The 24,988-nt window shown below is 38.9% G+C and carries 23 protein-coding genes and 1 pseudogene; 11 read left to right on the top strand and 13 right to left on the bottom strand.

Translation table 11 applies throughout. The features are described from left to right. Positions 1 to 14: 14 nt before the first annotated feature. A complete protein-coding gene (locus AACU32_RS21425) occupies positions 15 to 557 on the top strand; it encodes an ImmA/IrrE family metallo-endopeptidase (protein WP_096603072.1) in 543 nt (180 codons plus the stop codon). Between the two features lie 38 nt (positions 558 to 595). Here AACU32_RS21425 and AACU32_RS21420 read toward each other — a convergent pair whose 3' ends face one another. The 3 genes from AACU32_RS21420 to psaC all read right to left on the bottom strand — a co-directional run bounded on the left by AACU32_RS21420 (position 596) and on the right by psaC (position 4,868). Next, a complete protein-coding gene (locus AACU32_RS21420) occupies positions 596 to 2,269 on the bottom strand; it encodes an AIPR family protein (RefSeq protein ID WP_096603070.1) in 1,674 nt (557 codons plus the stop codon). Positions 2,270 to 2,538: 269 nt separating this feature from the next. After that, a complete protein-coding gene (glmS, locus tag AACU32_RS21415) occupies positions 2,539 to 4,416 on the bottom strand; it encodes a glutamine--fructose-6-phosphate transaminase (isomerizing) (protein ID WP_096603068.1) in 1,878 nt (625 codons plus the stop codon). 206 nt (positions 4,417 to 4,622) lie between these two features. Further along, a complete protein-coding gene (gene psaC, locus AACU32_RS21410) occupies positions 4,623 to 4,868 on the bottom strand; it encodes a photosystem I iron-sulfur center protein PsaC (protein ID WP_012411495.1) in 246 nt (81 codons plus the stop codon). Positions 4,869 to 5,540: 672 nt separating this feature from the next. On the opposite strand from psaC, the gene AACU32_RS21405 reads away from it, so the two are divergent. Beyond that, positions 5,541 to 5,906 carry a DUF6464 family protein gene (locus tag AACU32_RS21405; RefSeq protein WP_096603066.1) on the top strand — a complete coding sequence of 122 codons (366 nt, stop codon included), beginning with the start codon at positions 5,541 to 5,543 and terminating at the stop codon, positions 5,904 to 5,906. Positions 5,907 to 5,916: 10 nt separating this feature from the next. Here AACU32_RS21405 and fmt read toward each other — a convergent pair whose 3' ends face one another. Then, positions 5,917 to 6,918, bottom strand: coding sequence for a methionyl-tRNA formyltransferase (gene fmt / locus AACU32_RS21400; protein WP_096603064.1), 1,002 nt, complete (start codon positions 6,916 to 6,918; stop codon positions 5,917 to 5,919). Between the two features lie 923 nt (positions 6,919 to 7,841). On the opposite strand from fmt, the gene AACU32_RS21395 reads away from it, so the two are divergent. Further along, positions 7,842 to 9,176, top strand: a complete 1,335-nt coding sequence (locus AACU32_RS21395) for a hypothetical protein (RefSeq protein WP_096603063.1) — start codon at positions 7,842 to 7,844, stop codon at positions 9,174 to 9,176. Between the two features lie 285 nt (positions 9,177 to 9,461). Here the strand turns inward: AACU32_RS21395 and nifH are convergent, their stop codons facing one another. Next, the gene (gene nifH, locus AACU32_RS21390; protein WP_096603061.1) at positions 9,462 to 10,355 is read right to left on the bottom strand and encodes a nitrogenase iron protein; all 894 of its coding nucleotides are present in this window, start codon (positions 10,353 to 10,355) and stop codon (positions 9,462 to 9,464) included. A gap of 1,517 nt (positions 10,356 to 11,872) precedes the next feature. Here nifH and AACU32_RS21385 point away from each other — a divergent pair. The 3 genes from AACU32_RS21385 to AACU32_RS21375 all read left to right on the top strand — a co-directional run bounded on the left by AACU32_RS21385 (position 11,873) and on the right by AACU32_RS21375 (position 13,091). Next, positions 11,873 to 12,172 (top strand): RNA recognition motif domain-containing protein, encoded by a 300-nt coding sequence (locus AACU32_RS21385; RefSeq protein WP_096603059.1) that lies wholly within the window; start codon positions 11,873 to 11,875, stop codon positions 12,170 to 12,172. A 120-nt stretch (positions 12,173 to 12,292) separates the two neighbouring features. Beyond that, entirely contained in the window at positions 12,293 to 12,481 is a 189-nt protein-coding gene (gene rpsU / locus AACU32_RS21380; protein ID WP_096603057.1) for a 30S ribosomal protein S21, read from the top strand. 196 nt (positions 12,482 to 12,677) lie between these two features. Then, the gene (locus tag AACU32_RS21375; RefSeq protein ID WP_096603055.1) at positions 12,678 to 13,091 is read left to right on the top strand and encodes a hypothetical protein; all 414 of its coding nucleotides are present in this window, start codon (positions 12,678 to 12,680) and stop codon (positions 13,089 to 13,091) included. 40 nt (positions 13,092 to 13,131) lie between these two features. Here AACU32_RS21375 and AACU32_RS21370 read toward each other — a convergent pair whose 3' ends face one another. From AACU32_RS21370 to AACU32_RS21345, 6 genes are all read right to left on the bottom strand, one after another. Next, positions 13,132 to 13,641 (bottom strand): hypothetical protein, encoded by a 510-nt coding sequence (locus AACU32_RS21370; protein WP_096603053.1) that lies wholly within the window; start codon positions 13,639 to 13,641, stop codon positions 13,132 to 13,134. A gap of 118 nt (positions 13,642 to 13,759) precedes the next feature. Then, entirely contained in the window at positions 13,760 to 14,092 is a 333-nt protein-coding gene (trxA, locus tag AACU32_RS21365) for a thioredoxin (protein ID WP_096603051.1), read from the bottom strand. A 110-nt stretch (positions 14,093 to 14,202) separates the two neighbouring features. After that, complete coding sequence (locus AACU32_RS21360; RefSeq protein WP_096603049.1) at positions 14,203 to 14,508, bottom strand: P-II family nitrogen regulator; 306 nt, start codon at positions 14,506 to 14,508, stop codon at positions 14,203 to 14,205. Between the two features lie 161 nt (positions 14,509 to 14,669). After that, on the bottom strand, positions 14,670 to 14,978 hold the full coding sequence (locus AACU32_RS21355; RefSeq protein ID WP_096603047.1) for an RNA recognition motif domain-containing protein: 309 nt from the start codon (positions 14,976 to 14,978) through the stop codon (positions 14,670 to 14,672). Positions 14,979 to 15,157: 179 nt separating this feature from the next. Continuing rightward, positions 15,158 to 15,406, bottom strand: coding sequence for a hypothetical protein (locus AACU32_RS21350; protein WP_339378147.1), 249 nt, complete (start codon positions 15,404 to 15,406; stop codon positions 15,158 to 15,160). 108 nt (positions 15,407 to 15,514) lie between these two features. Next, positions 15,515 to 15,769 carry an RNA recognition motif domain-containing protein gene (locus tag AACU32_RS21345; protein ID WP_096608107.1) on the bottom strand — a complete coding sequence of 85 codons (255 nt, stop codon included), beginning with the start codon at positions 15,767 to 15,769 and terminating at the stop codon, positions 15,515 to 15,517. Between the two features lie 471 nt (positions 15,770 to 16,240). Between AACU32_RS21345 and AACU32_RS21340 the strand changes: the two are divergent. Continuing rightward, a pseudogene (locus AACU32_RS21340) lies at positions 16,241 to 16,480 on the top strand (DUF4351 domain-containing protein); the annotation flags it as partial. 165 nt (positions 16,481 to 16,645) lie between these two features. On the opposite strand, the gene AACU32_RS21335 reads toward AACU32_RS21340, so the two are convergent. Then, a complete protein-coding gene (locus tag AACU32_RS21335; RefSeq protein ID WP_096603045.1) occupies positions 16,646 to 17,197 on the bottom strand; it encodes a glutathione S-transferase family protein in 552 nt (183 codons plus the stop codon). Positions 17,198 to 17,293: 96 nt separating this feature from the next. On the opposite strand from AACU32_RS21335, the gene AACU32_RS21330 reads away from it, so the two are divergent. Next, a complete protein-coding gene (locus AACU32_RS21330; RefSeq protein ID WP_339378146.1) occupies positions 17,294 to 17,443 on the top strand; it encodes a hypothetical protein in 150 nt (49 codons plus the stop codon). 86 nt (positions 17,444 to 17,529) lie between these two features. On the opposite strand, the gene AACU32_RS21325 is transcribed toward AACU32_RS21330, so the two are convergent. After that, positions 17,530 to 21,117: an AAA-like domain-containing protein gene (locus AACU32_RS21325; protein WP_096603043.1), complete on the bottom strand. Its 3,588-nt coding sequence runs from the start codon at positions 21,115 to 21,117 to the stop codon at positions 17,530 to 17,532. 159 nt (positions 21,118 to 21,276) lie between these two features. On the opposite strand from AACU32_RS21325, the gene AACU32_RS21320 reads away from it, so the two are divergent. From AACU32_RS21320 to AACU32_RS21310, 3 genes are all read left to right on the top strand, one after another. Beyond that, on the top strand, positions 21,277 to 22,788 hold the full coding sequence (locus AACU32_RS21320) for an AAA-like domain-containing protein (RefSeq protein WP_096603041.1): 1,512 nt from the start codon (positions 21,277 to 21,279) through the stop codon (positions 22,786 to 22,788). 257 nt (positions 22,789 to 23,045) lie between these two features. Next, positions 23,046 to 24,323: a DUF4407 domain-containing protein gene (locus AACU32_RS21315; protein WP_096603039.1), complete on the top strand. Its 1,278-nt coding sequence runs from the start codon at positions 23,046 to 23,048 to the stop codon at positions 24,321 to 24,323. A gap of 86 nt (positions 24,324 to 24,409) precedes the next feature. Next, positions 24,410 to 24,967 carry a hypothetical protein gene (locus AACU32_RS21310; RefSeq protein ID WP_096603038.1) on the top strand — a complete coding sequence of 186 codons (558 nt, stop codon included), beginning with the start codon at positions 24,410 to 24,412 and terminating at the stop codon, positions 24,965 to 24,967. Positions 24,968 to 24,988 lie beyond the last annotated feature (21 nt).

Here is a 24,988-nt window from a genome sequence, read left to right as displayed (position 1 = left end):
CGGATTATAAGAATATGGCACTAACAGAGACATTACCAACTGAGTTTAGGCAAAAGTGTGAAGGCATTGCCACTGAGCAACGTAGTTTATTAAACTTACGGGCATTTGACCCATTACCAGCAGATATACTGGCAGTTCAACTAAATGCCAAAATTTTGACACCGGAACAGATTCCCAACTTAGATCCTTGTGTAGTAAAGATATTGCTCGATAGCGACCAATGGTCAGCAGGAATTATCAATCAAAGCCCACTCTGGATTGTAAACAACCCACTCCATACACCCGCGAGGCGTGAGTCGAACCTGATGCATGAGTTTGGACACCTGTTATTAAGACATAAAATTGTCCGCTTCGATCCAAATACTGGGCTTCCTTTGCGCCGACAGAGCGATGAAGATGAAGCTACTTATTTAGGTAGTTGTCTTCAGATTCCTCGGCGGGGTTTACTTTGGGCTGTTCAGCGTCAAATGAAACAGACAGAAATAGCATTACATTTTCATGCAAGTGAGGAAATGGTACGATTCCGTAGTAACGTCACTGCAGTAAATATTAGATAAAAGTTGTATAAAAAGTTTTGAAATTTTTTAAAGCAACTTCAATTTAAAATTCTTTCAATAATTTCTTGGCATTTTGTGACATTTCTGAAGATATTTGCCGGATAGGAACTTGGAAATAGGTTGCTACTTTCACTCATAATACTGCCCAAGAACTTTGAGGTTATAGATTCAATATCATCAATTTCTTCTGGGGTTAAATCAGATGATATACTAAAAAAATTATCTGGTAGAGCTTTGTAAACTAAGTGTAGAACGAGACGATTACTATGAGTAGCAAATAACTTTTCTCTTCCATCTCGTTGTTTTTGTACTTCTGATAACTTCTTCTCTACTACTCTTAGTATTTGAACTAATTTCCAAAGATTAGAACCATTCACCGATCTATTAAATAGAGTTTTGTATGGGGGTTTTTCTATATCTTCCCATAAAACACCAATTTTATCTTTAACTCTTGTGGCGAAAGAAACCTCATTCTGTTTACATGCTCGACTAATCGTAGCTTCATTTAAATCAAAACCTTTTTGTCCATCTGGAATTGATTCACCTGACTTATAAGTATAAATAATTCCCTCTAAATGAAGTTCATTTTTGATTCTTTCTTGCTCAGGATCGAGAGCCACAAATTCTCGACGATCAATTCTATTTTGAGTATTGTTGAATCTAGTTATCTCTGTAGCAAATGCTTCAGGGCAATTTTCTAAAGATATAAAACGAATGTGAACTCTTGCTTTTTCAACTTGCTCAGGAGAATTTTGATATGCTCTTGCTATTGAACCAACAGTCTGAGCACCATTGACTATTTTCACATCTTTGCATTCAAATATACCTGTATCTCTTCCACTACCTCCAAGTGGTTTTTTGCCAATACTAGAACATAAAGCTGTTATACCATTATTATAATACCAAAATTTTTCCGGTTCTTTTTTAACTGTATTGATAATACCTTCATTGACTTCACTATCTTTGACGAATAGTCTAATATTTGAAGAGAACAATTTAGGAGAATGTTTAGTCCACCAATCAGCTACTTCTCTTGCAGAAACTTGGCCATAATAAGATTGATAAGGTTCTTTAGTTTGTCCCCAATCAAAAAGGCAAACATCTAAATTTATAGGATTGCCAGATGCTCCTTGAGATATTATGTTATATATATTTGATTGGTTAAGAACTCTCATACTGACTATATCTGATGAATCGTTCATCTCACCTAGTAAATCATCAAATTCTCTTTTAGGCTCATCTGCTAGGGGAGTTTGTCCTGAATAGACAAGAATTATTTCAAATCTTGTTCCTGCGTCATTAAGTGCTTCCTCAATATCTTGAGTTTTGTTATTGAGTTTTGAGTTAAACCTATCATATCTAGCATTCACTAAGTCTTTAAATCCTCGAGTGAATTTCATCACTTCATCTGTTTTTATACTTCCTTTACTTTCCTGTTTCCATTTGGATTGTAATACATACATTATTTTTTCTCTTCTGTCAAAATAAATGGCATCTATTCCATTATCTTGTCCACCATCAACTATTGATTTTGCTGCTTCTTGAGGAGAAATATCAGCTAATACCATCAATGTAAATGCAGCTAGACTTCTTGTTAATAAAATTAACTCTCTATCTGCTTCAGATTTGTTTTGATAATCTGACAAGTCAATCAAATCATTAAATGTTTTTTGCAGGTAAGACTTGATTTGACGTAGATGGATTTCACTCATAATTTTGATAGATTGAATTAATTTTAGATGTTACCGGATCTAATTTTTACAGACTGGTTTGTAGCTTAAATATGTTATAAAAATATACATTCAAGTTTCTGCGATCGCATTTAAATAGACAATTTCAACCTTCACTGTGATATCCGGGGTAATTAAGTCTTTTGATATACAGGAATGACTTGTAGTATTTACGCAAAAAAATAGCTCTTGCAAGCTACATAACTTGCTAAGAAGCTATTTTCATATAAAATATAAAGTATAATTTTATACTATTCCACAGTCACCGATTTTGCGAGGTTCCGGGGCTGATCGACATCTAAACCGCGACGCGCCGCGATGTGATAAGCCAATAATTGCAGAGGTATGACTGTGAGGATGGGAGAGAGTAATTCATCTACAGTTGGTACTGGTAATAAATCGTTAAAGATTTCGGCTGCTTCGCCATCTTTTACAGGTGTTACCCCAATTAACCGCGAATCTCTAGCTTTGGCTTCTTGGGCATTAGAAATCACTTTTTCGTAAACACTACCAGGAACAGCGATCGCCACTACTGGTACTTTAGCATCCAAAAGGGCGATCGGGCCGTGTTTCATTTCGCCGGCTGGATATCCTTCGGCGTGAATATAGCTAATTTCTTTTAATTTCAATGCGCCTTCTAAGGCGATGGGGAAGTTAATCCCCCTTCCCAAAAAGATACAATCTTGGGTTTCTGCAAACTCGTGTGCTAATTGTTCGGTTAAACCTTCTTGAATTTCTAAAGTGGCTTCAATTTCTTTGGGAACTTGTCGCAAGCCTTCAATAATTTCTGCGATTTTATCTGGGGAAATTGTTTGACGATGGGCAGCTAAATCCAAGGCTAAGGCGTAAAATGCCATTAATTGGGCAATAAAGGTTTTTGTCGCCGCTACACCAATTTCAATTCCTGCTAAAGTATTAATAATATGGGGAACCATATGACCGAGGCTGCTTTCTGGACGATTGGTAATACCCAACAATCGCGCTTGATATTTGCTTTCTTTACCTTGACGGCGTTCTTTTTCCATTGCTAAAGCTGCCAAAGTATCAGCTGTTTCCCCTGATTGCGTCACACCAATAATCAATGTATTGGGTATTAAAGGTGATGGGGCATAGCGATATTCGGAAGCATAGTGTACCTGGGTAGAAATCCCTGCTAGTTGTTCGAGCAAGTATTTTCCTACCAATGCGGCGTGCCAACTAGTACCACAAGCAACGATTTGAATTTGTTCTATATCTGCGTAGAATTCTGGAGGTAACCCAAGATTAATTGGTGACTGGGTAGGCTGACTGGTATTAGCATCATTACTAAAGTAAGCTTCTAAACTAGCACGTACCACTCCTGGTTGCTCGTAAATTTCTTTGAGCATGAAGTGCTTGAATCCCTGCTTTTCTACCATTGTGGGATTCAAGTTGAGTAATCGGGGTTGCTTTTTGAGGCGATCGCCAGCAAAGTTGTAAATTTCCACACCCAGAGGTGTCAGGCACGCAATTTCTCCATTTTCTAATGGTAGCACTGCCCGGGTATAAGCAACGATCGCCGGCGTATCGGAAGCGCAAAATAACTCTCCTTGCCCAAATCCAATTACCAAGGGTGCTTGTTGCCGAACAGCAATCAATTCATCTGGGTAGTCTGCTGAAATCACTGCGATCGCAAATGCGCCTTGTAGGTGGTTTACAGCTTGACGAACCGCTTCTAATAAGGAAGAGGGAGATGTTTTAAAAATTTCGGCAATCAGGTGCGGAATAACTTCTGTATCTGTTTCGGAACGAAACACATGTCCTTTGGCTTTTAGTTCCTCTCGCAACTCACGATAGTTCTCAATAATGCCATTTTGCACTACCGCTACTCGCCTTGCCGTATCTAGGTGGGGATGGGCATTATACTCTTCTGGTTTACCATGAGTCGCCCAGCGAGTGTGACCGATACCAATTTGCGCGGGAGTTTCTACTTGTTCGAGTTTAGAACGTAAGTTCTGGAGTTTGCCCTTAGCCCGCACGCATTGCACATCACCTTCCCAGATAGTAGCGATTCCCGCAGAATCATAGCCCCGATACTCCAATTTCTCTAAACCAGATAAGAGAATTTCTGTCGCCGCTTGAGTGCCAATATACCCCACAATGCCGCACATTTCGTCCACCCCTCTCTGTTGAAGATGATACCAACTCGACAAGTTGGTATCATAGAAGTGTCAATTTTAGCAAAGAAAAAAGGAGTATATTACTCCTTAATACTGAATTCTTTTTAAAGAACGATACTGTAGGGTGGCAAGTTCCCACCCTACGATGCTAAAAGTGCTTGCTAACTAAAACAGTTGATTGCGAGCAAAATGAGAAATTAATAAGCTAGACCCATGCTGCGAGTTGTTTCAGCACCCAGATAAACCCGGATGCTTAAAAAGTCGGTGGGACAAGCGGTTTCGCAACGTTTGCATCCTACGCAGTCTTCTGTGCGGGGTGAAGAGGCAATTTGAGCAGCTTTGCAGCCATCCCAGGGTACCATCTCCAGTACGTCAGTGGGGCAAGCGCGGACACACTGAGTGCAGCCAATGCAGGTATCGTAGATTTTTACGGTATGAGACATTGAAAAAAGGCTCCTTTCGAGTGTTCTTCTCTGCGAAGGAATTATAATCAAGGCATAGTTTACCGCAGTGGCTGAGGCTCCGTAATCAAAAGGCTACATAACTTTAAACAATGTAATAGGCATCTAAAATTATTTGCCTTGTTCATATCGGTCTCTATCGCCTGATTCCCCGATAAATCAACCACATCATCAGCAGAAATTTACCTCACCGATTCCCTAGGGCTGCTTGGCCTTTGTGAAGATTTATGAATTTAAATCCAATCTAGATTTAACAGCCAACGAGCAGACAGGGGATTCGGCGGTGGTACTTAGCAGGAGGTTAAGTCGGGATGGAAAAACTCAACTGAAGAACTGACTAAGCGATCGCCTGGATTGATTTCGATGCCAATCATAGCATTTTGTCAATGCTAATTTGAAGTGCGATCAGCATTGGATGATGAGATGGGGAGAGAGGGGAGTGTGGGGGAGTGTGGGGAGTGTGGGGATAAATTACTTATGACCACTGACCATTGACCAATGACAAATGACCAATGACCATTGACAAATGACCAATGACAATTGACCCGCGCAGCGAGTAAATTTAGCAAACTATTAATTATAGTCTAGATTCGGTAAGCTAAAAGAGGTGAGTGCGATACTATTCTTATAATGTAAATCAAATCACATAAGCCTATGGAGCCAGACTCTTTACCAACCGAGGTGATTTTGACGCATCCGCGTCAATCCCTCGGTCGAGCGCAACTTGATTGGACACCCCAACCAGGAAATTATCTCGATTTTGACGGGAAAACTTACGCAGTTTTAGAGCGCCGCCACAAATACCAATTAAAAGCAGGGCGCTACCGTTTGCATAATATCGCCCTTTACGTACAGTCTGCTCAAAGACCAGCTGAGAAAAGTTTGGTAGAGGGACGATGGGTAATTGGCGATGCTACCTGTAGCTATAATGCTCATTCCGAAATCGTCCGTTGTGCAGTCAATCCCACTGGCCCTTGTATATCTTGCCGTTTCTATGAAAGGATGAAAGACCAAGGATGAATTTCATACTTCATCCTTTTTCAAACACTTCTCCTACAGTTAAACGGGTACCATTAACAAAATCCCAGCCCGACTGAGGACGTTTACCAGCTAACTGAACTTCTCGCAACAACAACATACCAACGCCTGTTTGGACGATCGCGCCAATTCCCTTGGTAATGCTTACCACTTCTCCCGGACTACCGGACAAAGTTGACAAATCAGGCAATTTATGTATTATGTTTTCTAATTCTGCTGGTAGCTCATGGCTGTAAGCAGAACCAAGGGGAACGGTAGCCGTAATTTTCAGCACTTGATTACGAAAACTCGCAGTGCAGTTAGGGTAAAAGCCTCTGATTTGATTGTGTAATTGTACAGCACTTTTTGACCAATCTAACCCGTAATCCTGCTTTTGAATTAAAGGTGCATAAGTCGCTTGGGAATGATCCTGAGGAATTGCTGTGATTTGCTGGCGTTCTAGTGTACATAAGGTTTCCAGCAATAAATCTGCACCAATGTCGGCTAGCCTCTCGGCTAAATTATAGGTATTATCCAGTAATCCAATCGGTGTTGTGGCTTTAAGCAGCATCGCCCCTGTGTCCATCCCTGCATCCATTAACATTGTGGTGATCCCCGTTTCGGACTCGCCATTATACAAACACCATTGAATGGGCGCTGCACCCCGGTATTTAGGCAAAATCGAGCCATGCACGTTAATGCAGCCCAACTTTGGCATTTCTAAAATTTGGGGTGATAAAATTTGCCCATAGGCGACAACAACAAACGCATCTGCATCTGATTGTTTAAGTTTAGTTAAGGTTGCTGTATGTTTTTTTAGGCGCTGGGGTTGCCATACTGGTAGGTTAACAGAACTAGCAAGTGTTTTTACTGGTGAAGGTGTTAGTTTATTCCCTCTTTCTCGGCGTTTATCGGGTTGCGTAACAACTGCCAATACTTCAATATCTTTGTGGTTCAGTAATTTTTCTAGAGTTGGGACAGCAAACTGTGGAGTACCAAAAAATACAATTTTCATGTTAGTCAATTGTCAATGGACAATAGTCAATGGTCATTGGTCAATGGTCATTGGTCAATAGTCAATCGATTATGGATTATGGACTTTTGACTTTTAACTATTGCGAAATAATCTTTCCAGAAATGAGTTTTTTGATGCTAAAGTGATTTGATAATGGTGAAACCAAAAATTCCTTGATAGACTTATAATTAAGTCTAAGTTAGCCAGCAGATAAGCTAGTAATAACTGCTTTTACTTCTAGCGTAACTCAATTATTGGTCGATGTCGGACGACAATCGGCTGTGCCTCTACCTGCTAAATATCGTTTTGTTGTGTTTCCTAGAATTAAGCTTTAGGTGTATTTACATCCAAATGTCACTGTGTCCTCACAATTAATGTAGAGCAGGTGACAATTTATGTAGTTAGGTAGATACTAGTATTTGGTTTTTTAGTAGGAAATATGTTGCGCGTCAGCTTTGGCGGTAACGTCTCAAATTTACCGTGATTTGTGATTCTGCGCTATTGTCGCAGGTTATAGGTAGGGAAGCAGCCTGCGGGTTAGCTATCCTCAACACAACTCCTAACAGTAAGCGTGATTTGTATCTCGGCTTTAGTTATTAACGGCTTAAGTGGTTCAGCTGAAGACTAATTGACTACTACCCCTAGGTAGAGTTGAGTGTCAAATGCTGAATCAGTTTGTCTTGTTCTTTATATTCCTTAATTAATCTGTGTTATTACCTAATAACAGATTATCTGTATCGAGTCAGTATACTAAAGGTCGAAAGAGGTTAACTATGATACTTAAGCTTTGTAAATCTGTAATAACTTTCAAGAAATTCTCTCGTTAAAGCTTTTAGTTTCTTGTTATACCTATATCCATAGCCTACCTCATTGCTGCACAGGTCTGCTTCTCACACAGCAACCGCCCTCTAGAGAGTCAACCCATGTTTAAACCTCTTTTGCTGTCAGGATGGTTTCGCGTACAACCATTTATCAAATATGCTGTGATTGCGATACTGATCGCACCTCTAGTAGCAGCATCAGGTCACTCTACCTCAGCTAAGCAATCAGAAGTAGCAAATATCACTTCTGAAAATGGAAATTCAGGTTCAACTGGCATAGAAATTGCTGCTGTTAGGGAACATGATTTATTAGCTGATATATTAACAGCAGATCCAAATAACACCCCAACGAGAGAATCTGACTCTCAGATGGAAGGAATGGCTACTGTTGGAGAATCACAATTATCACCAGCAGACAATATTGATTCTTTGGCAGGAACAGAAAGTATTCTCAAAGAAGACCATACTGTTTCTAGCAGCAATGTACCTGAATCAGATCCATTAGCAGTCGTGGAAATCGCACCATCGACAAAAGTCTCTTCTAGTCAATCAGGTTTATTGCAAAAGTTAAAAGGCTCGAAAATCAAGTCTTTGAAAGCTGCAAATAATTTTCAGCCCAAGGAAATAATTGTTACTCAATCATTGGCAGCAACTCAAGTTACACCAATTTTAAGGGAATCACAACCAAACACCAACTCAGATATACCTGTTGCGGAACAACCAGGCCCAGAGCAAGTAGCAGCAGATCCCATAGGTAGCCCTCATCCCATTCCTTGGAAATGGATTTTAGCTACTCAGGAGGCTATTGGTTCTAAGGGAGGTGGAGTACGTTACTATCGCAGTGTTCCTGTAGCTTCTCCCGATGGGAAGTATGTTGTGTATAGTAGGGTGCGACTAGAAGTAAAACCCGAAATGCACAACAGCCGTGTTACGAGTGTGTTGTTTGTCGAAGAGGTACAAACCAAGAAGTTAAGGGTAATTGCTTCTACTTCTGTCCTGGGCGATCCTTTATTACAAACAAAAGCACAGACTCAGGAAGCAACAGAGAGCAATGGTAAAATTGGCGTATTAGTTCCTGTAAGCTGGTCGGAAAAAGGCGATCGCTTCTTAGCACGTCGCTTTGAAGGTATATTCAATACAGCTGATGCAACAGATCGCGCAGTGATTTGGGATCGGCAAAACAATCAAGCTAACACTGTTTCTCCTGTAAGTGAAGCAGATGAGCATGAAAAGATTGCAGTGTTATTAGGTTGGAGTAAAGGTCAACCCGATCACGTACTCTTCCGTGCTGGCGAATTAGGTGATGAAGACTGGCCATTAGTGAAAGTAGCAATTGATGGCAAGATTGTAAATATCAATACTGATACAGATCAGCCAATTACTTTTGGTCAAAAGTTTACAGATGTTTGGGCGAATCCACAACTCGCCTCTCGCTAGTTGAGTTTATATAAAATTATATAAATTCCCGTTGTTACTAAGTTGACAACGGGAATTTTTTTATTGCGCTTAAGAGCGGGACGTTCCGCGCTAAGCGTAAAGCCTACGGCATAGCTTCGCTTAGGGCGCAGCCTCTCCGACAGGAGATAGCTATGCCGTTCGCGCAGCGTCTCGAAGAGAAGGCTTTATGCATGTCATTTGTTTGTGGGCGGTTGTTAGTTGTTTTACCACTGACAACCGACCATTGACAAAAACTCCACCCCCTTGAGGATGGAGTTTTTTTACTTACTTAGCAGTGCTTTCAGCAGTTGTAGCAATCATTTTCGCAGCATTTTCTTCGCTTTCGAGAATACCGAATTCAATCAACAACTCTTCTAATTCTTCCATTTCAATTGGTGTAGGAATTTGAAGATTCTTGTTGTTGACGATCTTGTTAGCCAATATGCGGTATTCGTTACCTTGGTTGCTGTCGGGTGCGTACTCGTTCACAGTCATCCGACGTAACTCAGCGTGTTGAACAATATTGTCACGAGGTACGTAGTGAATCATTTGAGTGTTCAAGCGTTTTGCCAGAGTTTCGATCAGTTCGATTTCTCTGTCAACGTTCCGGCTGTTACAAATCAAACCACCCAAACGTACACCACCAGTGTGTGCATATTTCAAAATACCGCGAGCGATGTTGTTTGCAGCGTACATCGCCATCATTTCACCAGAAGTAACGATGTAGATTTCTTGTGCTTTATTTTCACGGATAGGCATAGCAAAACCACCGCAAACAACGTCACCTAGTACGTCGTATGATACAAAATCAACATCTTGATAAGCACCGTTTTCTTCCAAGAAGTTGATGGCGGTGATGATACCACGACCGGCGCAACCTACACCTGGTTCTGGACCACCAGACTCTACGCACTTCACACCACGGAAGCCAGTCAGCATGACTTCTTCAAGTTCGAGATCTTCTACTGCACCACGTTCAGCAGCTAAGTGCAAAACAGTGGTTTGAGCTTTACTGTGCAGCATCAAACGAGTGGAGTCAGCTTTAGGATCGCAACCGACAATCAGGATGCGTTGACCCATTTCTGCCATAGCTGCCAGAGTGTTTTGAGAGGTAGTAGACTTACCAATACCGCCTTTACCGTAGAAAGCTATTTGTCTGATTTTGCTATCGATAGACATGGTTTGTGTTTCCCTAGAATTAATTGGTCGATGGGAGTGAAGGTTTACCTGAGACTTAACCCTTAGTAGTGTTGGCATATAGCGTTTGCCAACAAACACACCGGGCAAAAACAGTAAGAGGTTGCATAGAGGAGGATTTGATTTGTGTTTCTGGAATATTGCAAAGATGACTCTCCAGCACTTGCGATCTGATATTTTTGCGAGTATTTTCTATCAGGAGAACTTTGACATCAGCATTGTAGGTTGTTGTAACTAAATCCCCATCGGTTGCTCAAGCCTTCAGAGTTTTTACAGTGGCAATATCAAACTTTACAGGGTTTTTGCCCTGCACCCAACCAACCAAAATTGCAGTTTACTCTTAATGGTTGCTACAACTTTCCTAATGTTGCTTTTGCCATAATTGCCCCATTCGATATCCTAAAATACCGAGCGATCGCTTCTTGGTGTTTCTTCGATTTATTCCTAAAAAATCACCTAATCCTATTGCTCTTAATGCAGCGAAATAAGTCCTCAATTACAAGATAAATCTCTGCATTTACAACCTTTAACACTATGGTTTAGGCAGTGTATTGGTTAATTTTGACAATCTAGTTAAATTCCTGAATTTTGTGGAACAGTATCTACTTGCTGGAAGTTTTAATTTCCCAGTAAGCAGCTGCTAAAACATAGTTGGAGCAATGAAAATAGTTAATATTGCTTCTACCAAGTTCAGTAACTGTTCTAATTTATTTCGGATTACCAGGATGTACTAAGAGTCTTTCTCCTGCGACTCTAAGAGTAATTGAATCTGGTGGTTTAACTAACTAGTATAGCCAAACATTACTGGCTATTACCTAAGCAAGCTATGATTGACTTCAAGCCCTTACTAAGGTGTTTATCTTGCTGATCTGGCTTTTGTTATCGTTACTAAAAATCATAACGATATTGAAGCGGACTTACCAGAGCAAAAGGACTTTATTGAGTTTACCTCAATATTGTCTTGAAGTCTTTTTGCATTCTTACTTTTTGATTCCTGTTTTTAGATTAACACAGATTTACTAATTTATTTTTCCTGAGGAAAATTATTTTTTCACTTGCCATCATATTGTTTTCCAATTTTGTCATTATTGCTCACATCAAACTTATTTATATTTTATTAACTTTATTTCCCGATATAAAGTATGAATTTTAGCAATTTTTTTGAGTGAAACGCTTTAGCATCGCGCTCATCTAAACTGAAAGAGACACGTAGAGCAAGTTATATAAATTACTTTATATATACTTAGGATATAGCGCAGGTTCACAATAGTTCGCCTAAAATTAAGCTTTTAATAAAAAACTGATCTTTGTACAATCTACAACTCAGACTTTAGAAATATATTCTGTAGAGTAATTGAATATCGTGTTAAGGTTGAATATGAGAATAAAAATCGGACACAAATTTTGTTTTTATTATTAACAGGCTTTTACTCTTTGTTATTGACAGGGTTGTCTCCGAAATTTAAATCTCTACACACTTTTAATTTTGGAAGCAATTTATGTCACTTTACGTAGGTAATCTCTCATATGAAGTTACACAAGAGACTTTAAATAGTGTTTTTGCAGAATATGGTTCTGTAAAGCAGATTTCGCTACCCACTGATCGTGAAACAGGTCGTTTGCGTGGTTTTGCTTTTGTAGAAATGGGTACAGATGCAGAAGAAAATGCTGCCATTGAAGCTCTTGATGGTGCTGAGTGGATGGGACGTAACTTGAAAGTGAACAAAGCTAGACCCAGAGAAGACAGAGGTTCCTTTGGTGGGAACCGAAATAACTCCGGCTTTCGCAACCGTTACTAAAATCTCAACTCAGAAATTTAAACTCTAACGTCTTCAGGGCAGACAATGAGTCTGTCCTTTTTTTCTCAGATTTACTGCATGGATTAACACTCACCAGTACTACTTAAGTAAGGACATAGAATGACTCAAATAATCGTAGACGATCATGAAGGAATTGAATCTGCCTTGCGTCGTTTTAAGCGCAAAGTTTCTAAGGCAGGTATTTTTCCTGACATGAAAAAGAATCGTCATTTTGAAACGCCAGAGCAAAAACGTAAGCGCAAAGAAGTTGCTCGGCACAGACAAAATAAGAGAAATTTTCGCAAATGAGTCTCAAGTTTGTATCATCTCTCTATCCTTATAAGTGCTCGGAGAGCAAATTAAAAATTGCAACTTTAACGTGATAATAGTCATAAATCCCCTGCACCACCAATGTGGGGGTAGAAAATTATCGTTGGGAACGATGAACAAAAAAAAACTACAAATTCAAGATTATTTTTAGTTAATCATGTGATGACATCTATTTATGGAATCTAAAAAATTCAAAATTGAATACAAGTTTCATTCAATTCACATTGAAGAGGAATCATTAAGTAGAAAAGCTTATTACTATAAAATTTTTGGTGAATTATGTCATAATGGCGGATTCGTCAATTCAATTGCTGAGGCAGAAAAAGAAGCAAAAGATAAGATTGACGAAAAATTTAATCTAATAGAAAAAAAATCTGCATTACACAGATATTGTGTGATGCGTGATTTTGAAAGCTTTCTTGAGTTGTTAAATCAACAACAGGAAATCTCGAAAGAGGTAGCTTATCAAGTAGCTTCTCAACTAGCTTTAGCTTCAACTTTAAAGTATTTTACCAAAGAAGCAGCAAGTGTGGATGCAAATGGCTCAGTAGATGTGAATAGAGATATAAGCACAGAAAACTTGCAGTAATTATCAATTGTGGTTGTGTTTGACTGCGTTAACTAAAATACTATACTGGCTGCATCATTTTTGTGAGGAGGCAAGAAGCTTCAAGAGTCCATGCGTTATTACATAACTCAAGCGCCGGTACTTTTAATTCAAAGGGATGGGGTGGTGACTGTAGTCTTAAGGGTGCAACTTGCTCGTGGGATTCAACTAAGCTAACTATCCAAGGCAGAAAATCTAAAATTTCTCTTGGCAATACAGTTAACTCAAAGTCCCATACCAGATTAAGTCCTCGGGATTGTTGGAACTTTTTTCCCATCATGAATTGAAGAGCGCTTTTATTAATCGCCAGCCGCAGAATGAACGGGCGCAATGGGTTAAATTCGTCAGGTGCCATGTAAGCATATATATTTACATAATTCAGTTGCTGCCTTTCATCTATCCAAGATGCAATAGGAGAATTACTACTATAGGATGTGCTACTTATGCTCACTGGTTTCTTCATAGCAGCAGCAAATAGAGAGTAGAATTCACGCCTTAGTTCACTAACAATTTGTTTGGCTTCTGGGTTCATGGTTACTACACCTAGTATTGTGTAGATTGTATGTGTAGGAGAATTTTTAGGGGTAATAGAATTATGGTTGAGTACCTCCCAAAAAAATGGGAGAACTAGAAATCTCCCCAAAAACAAGCTAAAGCAGCTGCAAAACAGCACTGCTAAATTGTTCGTAAGGAGAAACTCCGACGATAGTTTCTACTAACTCACCATCTTTGAAAATTAAAACCGCTGGAATACTGCGAAGACCGAATTTTTTGAACATCGGTTTGTTGTTATCCACGTCTACTTTAACGACTTTAGCGCGGCCTTTGTATTCTTCGGCGAGTTGATCCATTAATGGACTGATCAGACGACAAGGGCCACACCAAGTAGCAGTAAAGTCCACTACAACAACTTTTTCTTGACTTAATAGACTATCAAATTCACTTTCTTGAATGTAGGCAACTACATCAGTTTCAGTAGACATTTTTTAATTCCTCACTATTAAACTGAAATTTCAAAAAAAAAAGAATTTTCGACGACATTTTAGGCAACGAAGATTCAATCTTTCACCTCAAATTGATGAAAAAGAGTTAATCAATAGAAGGCTTCTACTTTGTGCCGAAAGGCAATTAAGGCGTGCTTGCCTTGCTCCTCTTTTAGTGCCTCAAAGATAGCATCAGAGTCTTCTGATGAAACAAGAGTTTTTATTTCAATATTAGTGTTGTAACCTGCCATATCTGCCAAGCGTTTTCCATGTCCACCCTCACCTTGTACTTGACTAATGGTGTAACCGCTTACACTATGGCTTTTTAGCAGCTTCACAATCTTTTCTTTCAAGACTGTTTCACCTATGATAGTGATCAGAACAGCAGGTTGAATGGTCAAGGTTAAGTTTGTCATAAAGAATTCCAGAAAAAGGGTTTTAGCTTCTCAAGGTGACATTTTCGTTGGCAGTCTAAACTCTGTAGCAAAAAGGCTCAAGCAGTAATGCCTGAGCCGCTAATACATCAAGTTAATTTGTTGAACTAACGGTTTAGGTCAAATAACTAAATTAGTGAAGCTTAGTAACGGTTACGTCCACCGTAATTGCTACGGTTTCCACCACCACCAAACGAACCTCCTCTATCTTCCTTGGGCTTAGCCTTATTTACTTTTAGGTCTCTTCCCATCCACTCTGCACCATCAAGCGCTTCAATGGCGGCAGTTTCTTCTGCATCAGTACCCATTTCCACAAAACCAAAGCCGCGTACACGACCGGTTTCCCGATCGGTAGGTAGCTGAACCCGCTTGACAGAACCATATTCTGCAAACACAGCATTCAAACTCTCTTCTGTAACTTCGTAAGAAAGATTGCCTACATAAACTGACATAGATTGTCTCCGAAATTGTAAATGTGTAGAGATTTAGATTTCGGAGAAAAGTTTGTAAATACCAAAAACAAAAAGCCTGTCAATACTAAAAACAAACGCTGTTAACCGAATTAATTCTCATCTTCTATTATGACATAGAAATCAACTTTTAGGTGGACGAGGGGAAAAAATATTATATACTAGCTGACTAATTCGACTAAAGCGTCCCACTGGAACCTGACTACACATGAGACTAAGCAGCCACGATAATGCTCAGTTGTGAATACTGAGAGTGTGACATTAGTCTGACTGAGATCTAAAATTTGCTTCACTTTACAAATCTGCCGTTTGTTCTTGCAGTAGGCAACGATGCGATCGCCAGCTTTGACATCCAACGCTTTAATTTTCAATTTCTCCTCTCTACTATAGTTATTCATCTCAACCTTCATATATTTATGGGATTTTTTGCCTTCTTTTTGTGGGAATCTCTCTGAGGTTGTATGTAACCACTACGAGAATTCAACCACTGAGCGCAGAAAATATGCATTAAGGACAGATTAAGCTACGTCTACAATTGTCTTAGCTCTATTCACCTTCAGGCTATAACCCATCCATTCAGCACCTCTTAATCCATTAATTGCTGCTACTTCTTGGGCGTCTGTTTCCATTTCTACAACTGCAAATCCCCTCTTCTCACCTGTTTTTTGATTCGTAGATACTAGAATTTTCCTCACAGACCCATACATTAAAAAGACTTGTCTGATGTCTTCATCTTCAATTTCATGGGATAAATTACCAATATAAACTGACATAGCATATTTCCCCATATAGAGGATGTTGAAATTTATATTTGGATAGCGTCTATATAGTCCTTACCTTGACCAAAAATATTTCTCTTTTTTCTAACCATAACATAATTTAAGCTTTTAAACTTATTTAAATTAATACCAATTTCCTTTTTGCCAAATAAATCCAAAAAACAAGGTTTTATATAGCAATCCGGTTTTATTTGGGAAATTGTTTGCTTAGGGAGGAAACAGGGAATAGGGAAATCTTAACAGGGAAATAAGAATAAAAGTGTACCTAGCTTCAGATAAATCAAATAGGATACACATAGTAAATACTTATACTGATTTTAAGTAAGTCGTTGGGAAAAATCAATGTATGTTAAGAAAGGTAAAAGAGATAAAACCCTCTTTCCTTCTGCCTCCTGCCTAATCCCGATTATAAATATTCACGACGTTCTACTTATATGAGGGTGCATAGAATTATAGAATGGAGAACTAGGAATAACACTGAAAGAAACGAGAGTTTACCGGGAAATCAAGGAAGAAGGAAGACAAGAAGCAACAGCTAATTAGATTACCCGAAAGTTAACTAAGCGCTTTGGAGAAATATTTCCAGAAGTGCGATCGCAAATTTTTAGTTTGCCCTTACCTGTTCTCGAAGATTGGAGCGAAGCTTTACTTGATTTTATCAGCTTGGCTGATTTGCAGTCGTGGTTAACAGCACTGGAGAGTTAAAGTGTTCGGCTTGTCGTCAGGTATGATGTTTTGTCGATGCGATCGCTAATTTTGGTTAGGTAAATTCGGTAGTGTTATGGGCGATCGCTAATTGAAGTTGATGGAAATAGGTAGTGCGATCCCCACCCTTGAAGCGTGGGGATTTATGTCAATGAAACGATTTAGTTAAGCTCTTTTACCAATGGAAAATGCCGGACGTTCAGATATGCGTTTGATATAATCCAATACGGCTGGATAAGAACTCAAATCTAGCTTCAGCAAAAGCAAAAAGTAATTTAGGATAGATCCCACAGCTACATCAGCAACACTAAATTCATTACCCAATAAAAAAGGTTGCTGTTCAAAAATGTTATTCAAGGGAGTTAACAAACGAGTCATTTCCCGTTTTCGATTCTCTTCCCCAAAAATTCCAGGCCCCAGAGTAGCATTGGCAAAAAATACCCACTGCGACAAAACACCACGTTCCTCAGGTGAAAGTGGTGTTTTGCCATATTTATCGGCAAGATACAACAAAATTGCCCCTGATTCCCAAATCTGGAAGTCCCCATCCACTAATGCTGGAACTTTCCCCATTGGGTTAAGTTTCAAATACTCAGGCTGAAGATGTTCACCTGATTGCATATCTAGGAGTACAAATTCGTAGGGAATTCCCAATTCTTGTAAATACCACTCGATGATTGACGCACGAGTACGAGTACCACCGTAAAGTTTCAGCATAATTACTTGAGATTCAAGAACTTTGTAAGTGTGGAATGCTTTTTAATGTTAACTGTATCTCGGTGGCTGAAAAAAGCGATCGCTTGATGAAGCTGGGTGATCACACTCCATCAACTCAAACAAAAAGGCGATCGCTTGATGAAGCTGGGCGATCGCACTCCATCAACTCAAACAAAAAGGCGATCGCATGGTGAAGCTGGGCGATCGCACTTTATCCTCTCAAACAAAAGAGAGATCGCTAATTGAAGCTGCGCTAACGCATAGCCACAATAACCTAATTGAAGTGCATGAAAACTGGTACTGAGATCGCACCTTAATACCCCTCAATTTTCTTACTTACACACCTTTAACCTTTCCCGCACTTCAGGATGGGTGGAAAGATAATCTTGCAGCCAGTTGCAGCCACGGGTTAGTAAGTTATCCAAGTCTCCAACAAAAAATGTTCCAATGCTAACTCTTTGATCTCCATCAAACCCCCTTTCAACAGATACAGTCACAATACGCTGTCCATCATCAATAAAGCGCGCACCAGCAACATTTGACTTATGATATTCTTTAAAATCTGCTAGCAAAATGCCATTTAAATCCCATAACTTAGCAGTCAAGTCAGCTGAAGTAGTAACAATACGCTGTCCATCAGGGCTAAAACTGGCACGGGTGACTATATCCTGATGTCCTTTAAGATCAGCCACTAAGTTCCCCTTAATATCCCATATTTTAGCAATACGCTCGTTTGATGTGGTAACGATGTGCTGTCCATCGGAGCTAAATTCAGCAAGGGTAACTATATCCTGATATCCTTTGAGGTCAGCTAGTAATTTACCCTTCATATCCCAAATTTTTGCCGTTTGATCGCGTGAAGTGGTGACAATGCGCTGTCCATCAGGACTAAATATAGCACTGGTGACTGCATCTTGATGTCCCTTAAGCTCAGTTAGTAATTTACCCTTGATATCCCATACTTTTGCTATGTGGTCATCCGATACTGTAATTATGTGTTTTTCGTCAGGGCTAAACTTGAAATTGTTAATATTTTTTTCATGCCCTTTAAAGTCAGCTAGCAAATTACCTTTACTATCCCATATCTTGATAATTCCTTGATCTGGAATGGTGGTGATAATATACTTTCCTTTATCGCTAACTGTACCATTTGTGACATCCTTTATATTTTCTTTGATATCGGCTAATAAATTGCCCTTCATGTCCCATAATTTTACAGCATCTCTTGAGATAGTGAGAGCATACTGTCCGTCGTCACTTAAAACAGTTTTGTTAACATCCTTTTGATGACCTTTGAGTTCAGCTACTAAGTTCCCTTTTACGTCTAATATTTGGGCTTTACCGTCTTTAAATCCAACAACTATACGGTCTACTCTACCGAATGCAAGGGAGCTGATATTTTTGTTCTTGAGGTAAATGTTGTTTTTTTCTTTTATGTTCCAAACCCTAACACTTTTATCACTAGATGCAGTAACCATACGCTGTCCATCAGGACTGTAACTGGCATAATTGACAGCTTTTTGATGACCTTTAAGGATATTTAATGGGCTTGAAAAGCTCTTAAAATTACCAATAAAATCATCAGGGTGTTCAATATCTAGTAAAGGATAAATTTCAGCATTGCCGTTATTAAAAGTAACAACAATGCGTCTTCCATCTGGACTAAAATTAGCATTCATAACATTATAATTGCTTAACGGTTTAATAAATAGAGGGTCAGGATGGGGATTTAGTGAATTATTTTTAATTTCCCAAATATTTACCTCATTATCTTCAGATGCTGTAACAATACGCTGTCCATTAGGACTAAAGCTGGCACTGTAGATTGGAGCCTGATGTTCTTTCAGGTCAAAAAGCAATTGACCTTGGCTATTCCACACTTTAGCTGTTCTATCTTCAGATGCAGTAACAATACGCTGTCCATCACGACTAAAGTTGGCACTATAGACTTGACCCTGATGTCCTTTGAGGTCAAAAAGCCACTGACCTTGGCTATTCCACACTTTAGCTGTTCTATCTTCAGATGCAGTAACAATACGCTGTCCATCAGGACTAAAGCTAGCAGCATAGACTTGACCCTGATGTCCTTTGAGGTCAAAAAGCCATTGACCTTGACTATTCCAAACTTTAGCAGTTTTATCTTCAGATGCAGTAACAATACGCTGTCCATCAGGACTAAAACTGGCACGGTAGACTTTTCCTTGATGTCCTTTGAGGTCAAAAAGCCACTTACCTTGGCTATTCCAAACTTTAACAGTGTGGTCAGCCGATGCAGAAATTATACGCTGTCCATTAGGACTAAATGTGGCACTATAGACTTCGCCCTCATGCCCTTCAAGTTGATTGCTTTCATGAATATCATCCAGCATAGTTTGCAAAGTGACAATAGGACTAGTAGCAGGATATTTTTCTAAAGGGCGGTTATCTTTGACTATTTCTTTTAATTTTTGTGCTGTCTCCATCGCTGTGACTAAAGCTTTTAAAGGTTCAGAGTCAAATTGGCGTAAAGCAGCAGATCCCGTTTTTTCAAGATTTATACCTTCTTGGGCTTCTAAACGTTGTTTATTTGCAATAATAGCTAGGGTTCCTGCAACAATAGCCACTACAACCAAAAACCCAGAACCTAATCGAATCTGTCGCTGAGTCTTCTGTTGCACTTGCTTCAATTCATAGTTCTGGCTGGTAGATAAAAATCGATAATCCTCATCACTCAAACTTTTATCAGTCGCCCACTTTGAGACATTCTCTAACTCTTTTCCCCTTAATAGCTGCGAATTATCTTGAAAGTTACTACTCTTCCATGCATTAAAACTTTCAGCATAGGGGCGCAGTTTAGATAACTCTTTTTCAACCCAATTTAAATTAAAAACATGAGCATAAATTTGGTTATAAACCTTCCACCTGCCCTGCTGTTTCACCACCAAACCAGTCAGGCGAAATTTCATATCGTCAATTGCAATATCACCGTTTTGCAAAATTTGCTGATACCATCCCAACCAACGCCCAGCAACTTGTTCCCCTCCTAATATCCAGTTGCGTATCGTCTTTAAATGCTCTGGTTCATCTTGGGCTTCCCAGTTATAAATTATATTTGCTTGTATCAATTCTTCTACCCACCGTGTAACCTCATAATTAGGAATTGCAAAATCAGCATTAAAAATTAACGAGCAGACTTTTTGGGTTAAAAAAGGTTGTCCTCCCGTCCAGCTTAATATTGCTTCCATTACTACCATTGGATTATTAGTTTTGGTAGCTAAACCCTGGGCGAGGGGATGGGTTTCTTCTAACTTAAACCCAGTCAATTCAATTGCTTTACCAATATTAAAAGGTGTGCGTCGTTCGTCTTGAATTAAATCCGAGGGTGTAGCTACGCCAACTAAAGCAAAAGTTAACCTGTGAAAATCTGGATTGAGATTGCGTTTTTCATAAAAGCTTCTAATGAGGGCAAAAAAATCATCTGTGGGAAAATTTAAATTGATAAAAGTGTCTATTTCGTCAATAGAAATAATGATATTTTTAGTAAATTTGGGCAACAATATTTCTTCAATAAAACTCCCTAAACGCTGTACGGGAGAGATTTTCATCCGTTCATCCCACCATGCATCAAACTCTCTGATATCAAGAACCTTTAAACGAGTTACTAAAGTGTAAGCAATTCCGCCATACCACATTTCAATATCAACTTCTTGACTACCCTGCTCTGTAGCATCGATTGTTATACAGGCATAGCCCTCAGCTTCCAGTCGTTTCATTGCACGGACTAGCAAGCTCGTCTTACCCATTTGCCGAGAGTTAAAAATATAACAAAACTCACCAGCTTTTAACCAGCGATAAAACTCATCATCCGCTTGTCGCACAACGTAACTGGGAGCAGCTTCTCCTAAACTTCCACCAGTTTTATACTCATAGCTTCCAGTCATGATTTCATCACCGATATACAAGAAGTGGCTAATCGCATCAAAACATGACTCAACGTGAGTTTAGTTTGGAGAAATTTGAGTTCACATTGATTTGTATTTTACTGTACTATACAAATACTTAGTTTTTATCTCCATTTAGTAAATTTTTTATTATTAGCTATGGGAAGGTCATTCAGAGTACGTACTGAGCGTATTGATGATGTGAAAAATACCCTGCTGCAAAGTAACTTTGCTAGTAACTCAAAATTAGCTGAAGCTTTGAAGCTCTCCAAAGCAACAATTGACAGCTTTTTCCGAGGGACAGCTATTGATAAAGAAAACTTTGATAAAATTTGTGAAGCGTTAAATATTAACAGACAAGATATAGCAATAACAACTGATAATTCCTCTCTCAATTCCCCGAAAAGGTCATTATACGTAAAGAAAGAATGTATTGATGATTTGAAGAAAGCCCTTTTGCGAAATGGCTTCATTAGTCAGACAGATTTAGCAGGACATTTGGGACTGTCTGAGTCAACAATCAACAGCTTTTTTAGAGGTAAAGCTATCGATCGCAATAACTTTGATGAAATTTGCAAAGCGTTAAGTGTTAGCAGGCTAGATATAGCGGCTGAGAACACCCCTGCTGATTCCCTCGAATACCCAGAAGGAGAAGTACCCCTAAATTCTTACTTTTATATTCAGCGTTTCCCCATCGAACAACGTTGTTACGAGGAAATTTCCAAACCTGGTTCTCTAATTCGTATTAAAGCACCCCAACAAACGGGCAAATCTTCGCTGTTAGTAAAAATTCTTCATCAAGCTAACAGTCAAGGTGACATGAGTGTAACTATAGACTTTCGACTTGCAGAGTCTGAACTTTTCGGTGAATTAAACACGTTTTTACGCTGGTTTTGCGACAATCTAATTCTAGAAATAACAAAAGAAAATCAGGAACTACAAACAAAGCTGCTGTCACAATTAGATGAACATTGGAACTTAGCTCGACGTATCGGTAGCATGAAAACTTGCATGGAGTATTTCGAGCAATATCTGTTTCCAGAAATCCCTCAAAGGTTAACTTTGGCATTAGAAGAAGTAGATAAAGTATTTGAATACCCAAAAATTTATAAAGACTTTTTTGGTTTACTGCGTTCTCTCCACGAAGAAGCAAAACGCCGGGATATTTGGACAAAGCTACGACTGGTGATAGTACACTCTACCGAAGCTTACGTCCCGATGAATATTCATCAATCACCATTCAACGTTGGTTTAGTAGTGGAACTACCAGAATTTACACAAGAGCAAGTTAAAGATTTAGCTCAACGACACCAACTCAATTTGAGTGATGCAGAGATTGAAAGATTGATAGAAATGGTAGGAGGACAACCATTTTTAATCCGTTTAGCTCTGTATAAAATTGCCAATCAAGAGACAACTATATCTCAACTCTTGCAAACAGCATCCACTACATCTGGAATTTTCAGTAATTATCTCCGTCGTATAGAGTCAATTTTGAAACAACAGCCTCAATTAGAAGCAGCAATGAAAGAGTTACTTTTTTCTGCTAATTCGCCAGTATTTAATAACGAAGTTAGGTATAAATTACGCGCACTTGGATTAGTAAAACTGCAAGGTGATGAAATAACATTAAGTTCTGAGTTATACCGTCAATATTTTCAGAATTTGTAGTTGCTTTCACCAACAATACCTTCAGCATTTTTTTGTAGGTTGGGTTTCGTTCCTCAACCCAATCTACGCATTGTGGCATGTTTCGATTTGGCGAAGGTATTGATCAATACACTTATTTTCTTTCCTGTGACAGAATTAAGACTGAACTCATGTAACTCAGGCTGAACTCATATAACTTCAGGCTAAAGACACGGATCGAGAAGATTGAATGTTACTCAGATAAACAATCAGTCTTCTACAAGCCATAGAGGTGCGAGATGAGCAAGCCTGAGAAACAGCAAAAATCATCCGTTAGCATACTACGACGGTTGTGGTGGCATTGTGCAGGTGCAAACCCAGAAATTCTATCACGGAATGATTGCCAAACCGAAAGAGGTAAGCAAGAAGCGATCGCCATAATGCTTTTCCTTACCGCTTCCACATCTGCGTTGTCAGCTTTCTACGCATTGTATATCGTATTTGCTTCAGTTCCAGTTGCAGTTGGATTAGGCTGTTTCTGGGGGTTAAACATTTATAACTTAGATAGATTCTTCATTTTAAGCGCTAAAAAAAAGAGAAATCATTTCTTCGGACAACTCAAAGTATTAACACCACGTTTAGCATTGGCTGGTGTTTTAGCAGTTGGTATCAGTAAGCCACTCGAATTAAAGATGTTCGAGTCAAATATTAAGGAAGTAATCTTAAAAGAAGAAACAACTAAATTTCAAGGAGAAATTCAAGAAATAGATAGTGAAATTAAATCTTTACATAGTGAATTACAAGAAAAAGACAAATACTATAAAGAACAGTTAATTTCTGCTAATCCAGAAAAGAAAGCTCAGGCTCCACGTACCGCAGCGGAAATTGATGACATCAAATCTACTCTCAAAAAAAAGCAACAACAATTAGATAAAAGTAAAAACCTTCGCAGCAATCCCCAACTGCCACATATAGGATTATCAAAGCAGCTTGAGATACTAGAAAAGCTAGCTGAAACAGACCCAATAATTGACAAAATTAACTTATTTATTACATTACTGTTTGTCATGATAGAAATTTCTCCGATCTTAGGGAAATTGATGTCAGAATACAGTGCTTACGATGCAGCTATTGAAGCTATAGAAGGTAAAAGTATATATTACCACACGCAACATTTAGCGGATGCTAAACAAGAGATTGACGAACAAATCGAGAATAAACGCAAAGTCCGCGAAGCAGTCAGAGCAAACACACGGGAAAGAATAGAAGAATTCCTCACGCATCAATTTACAGTCGTCTTAGAGGAAACAACTCAAAGCGCTGATTTAGCTGAGATTCGGAAAAATATAGTTAAATTAATTGCAACAAATATCGAAAATGAAATGATGAAACAATTTAGTCAAATCAAGATGACTGGTGTGGAAATTGAGGAACAGTTGAACCAAATTAAAGCAGATATTCTCAACAACAAACTGAGAAATAAAGTTGCTCATGTTGTAACAGAAGCAGAAGTAGACCGATTATTTAAAGACCTAGAACCTTTGAAAAAGTTTGGACAGGACTATGAAAGTAATTAAATTATCTCCTACAGAGGCAAGACCTCCACCAAATTAGCAATCAGTTCCAGATGAATGCAAGTAACACAATTTAAATGAGGTTAATTATGTCTGATTACATTGATAAAAGTAATAATTCGCTGACCAGGGTTTCAGCAGATAACCAAATCGCCAAATCTTCCAGCGTTGAAGCAGTCGCACGTTATGCCGAAATCGTTGTTGATAATAATATGGCAAAACGTGAGACATTCCTCACAAAATTGTTCCCCGATCCAGTACAACGTGCAGCAAAAATGGGCGAACTCGAAATTATTAAAACTGAGTTTGAGTTTCGCAAAAAAGCCTTAGCAATGGTGCGAGAAACCCATGTCCAAGCCTTACGAGAAACTTGCAATCAGTATTTAGTCAAAGCCAAAGCTGCGGGTCGAGCAGAAACAGCTAGTTTCTTGATGCGAAAAGCACAGGAACTCCAAGAGGAATTAGACCGAATTTTCGATAAATTCATTACTGCGATTGAAAAGAAAACTCAAAGATTGCAAGAAATGACTAATTCAATCCTTCAGAAAAAAATGGAGCAAGACTTAGACAAAGAAATTCACGATTTTATCGAAATGAAAGACAAACTTGTTAACAAATTTAGACAGATTGTTGATGAAGGAGTTTAGCTAATTTCTCTTTTTTAATGA

The sequence above is a fragment of the Calothrix sp. NIES-2100 genome, from assembly GCF_963875285.1.
GTDB lineage: Bacteria > Cyanobacteriota > Cyanobacteriia > Cyanobacteriales > Nostocaceae > Aulosira.
This window is presented reverse-complemented; position numbering and strand designations above follow the sequence as displayed.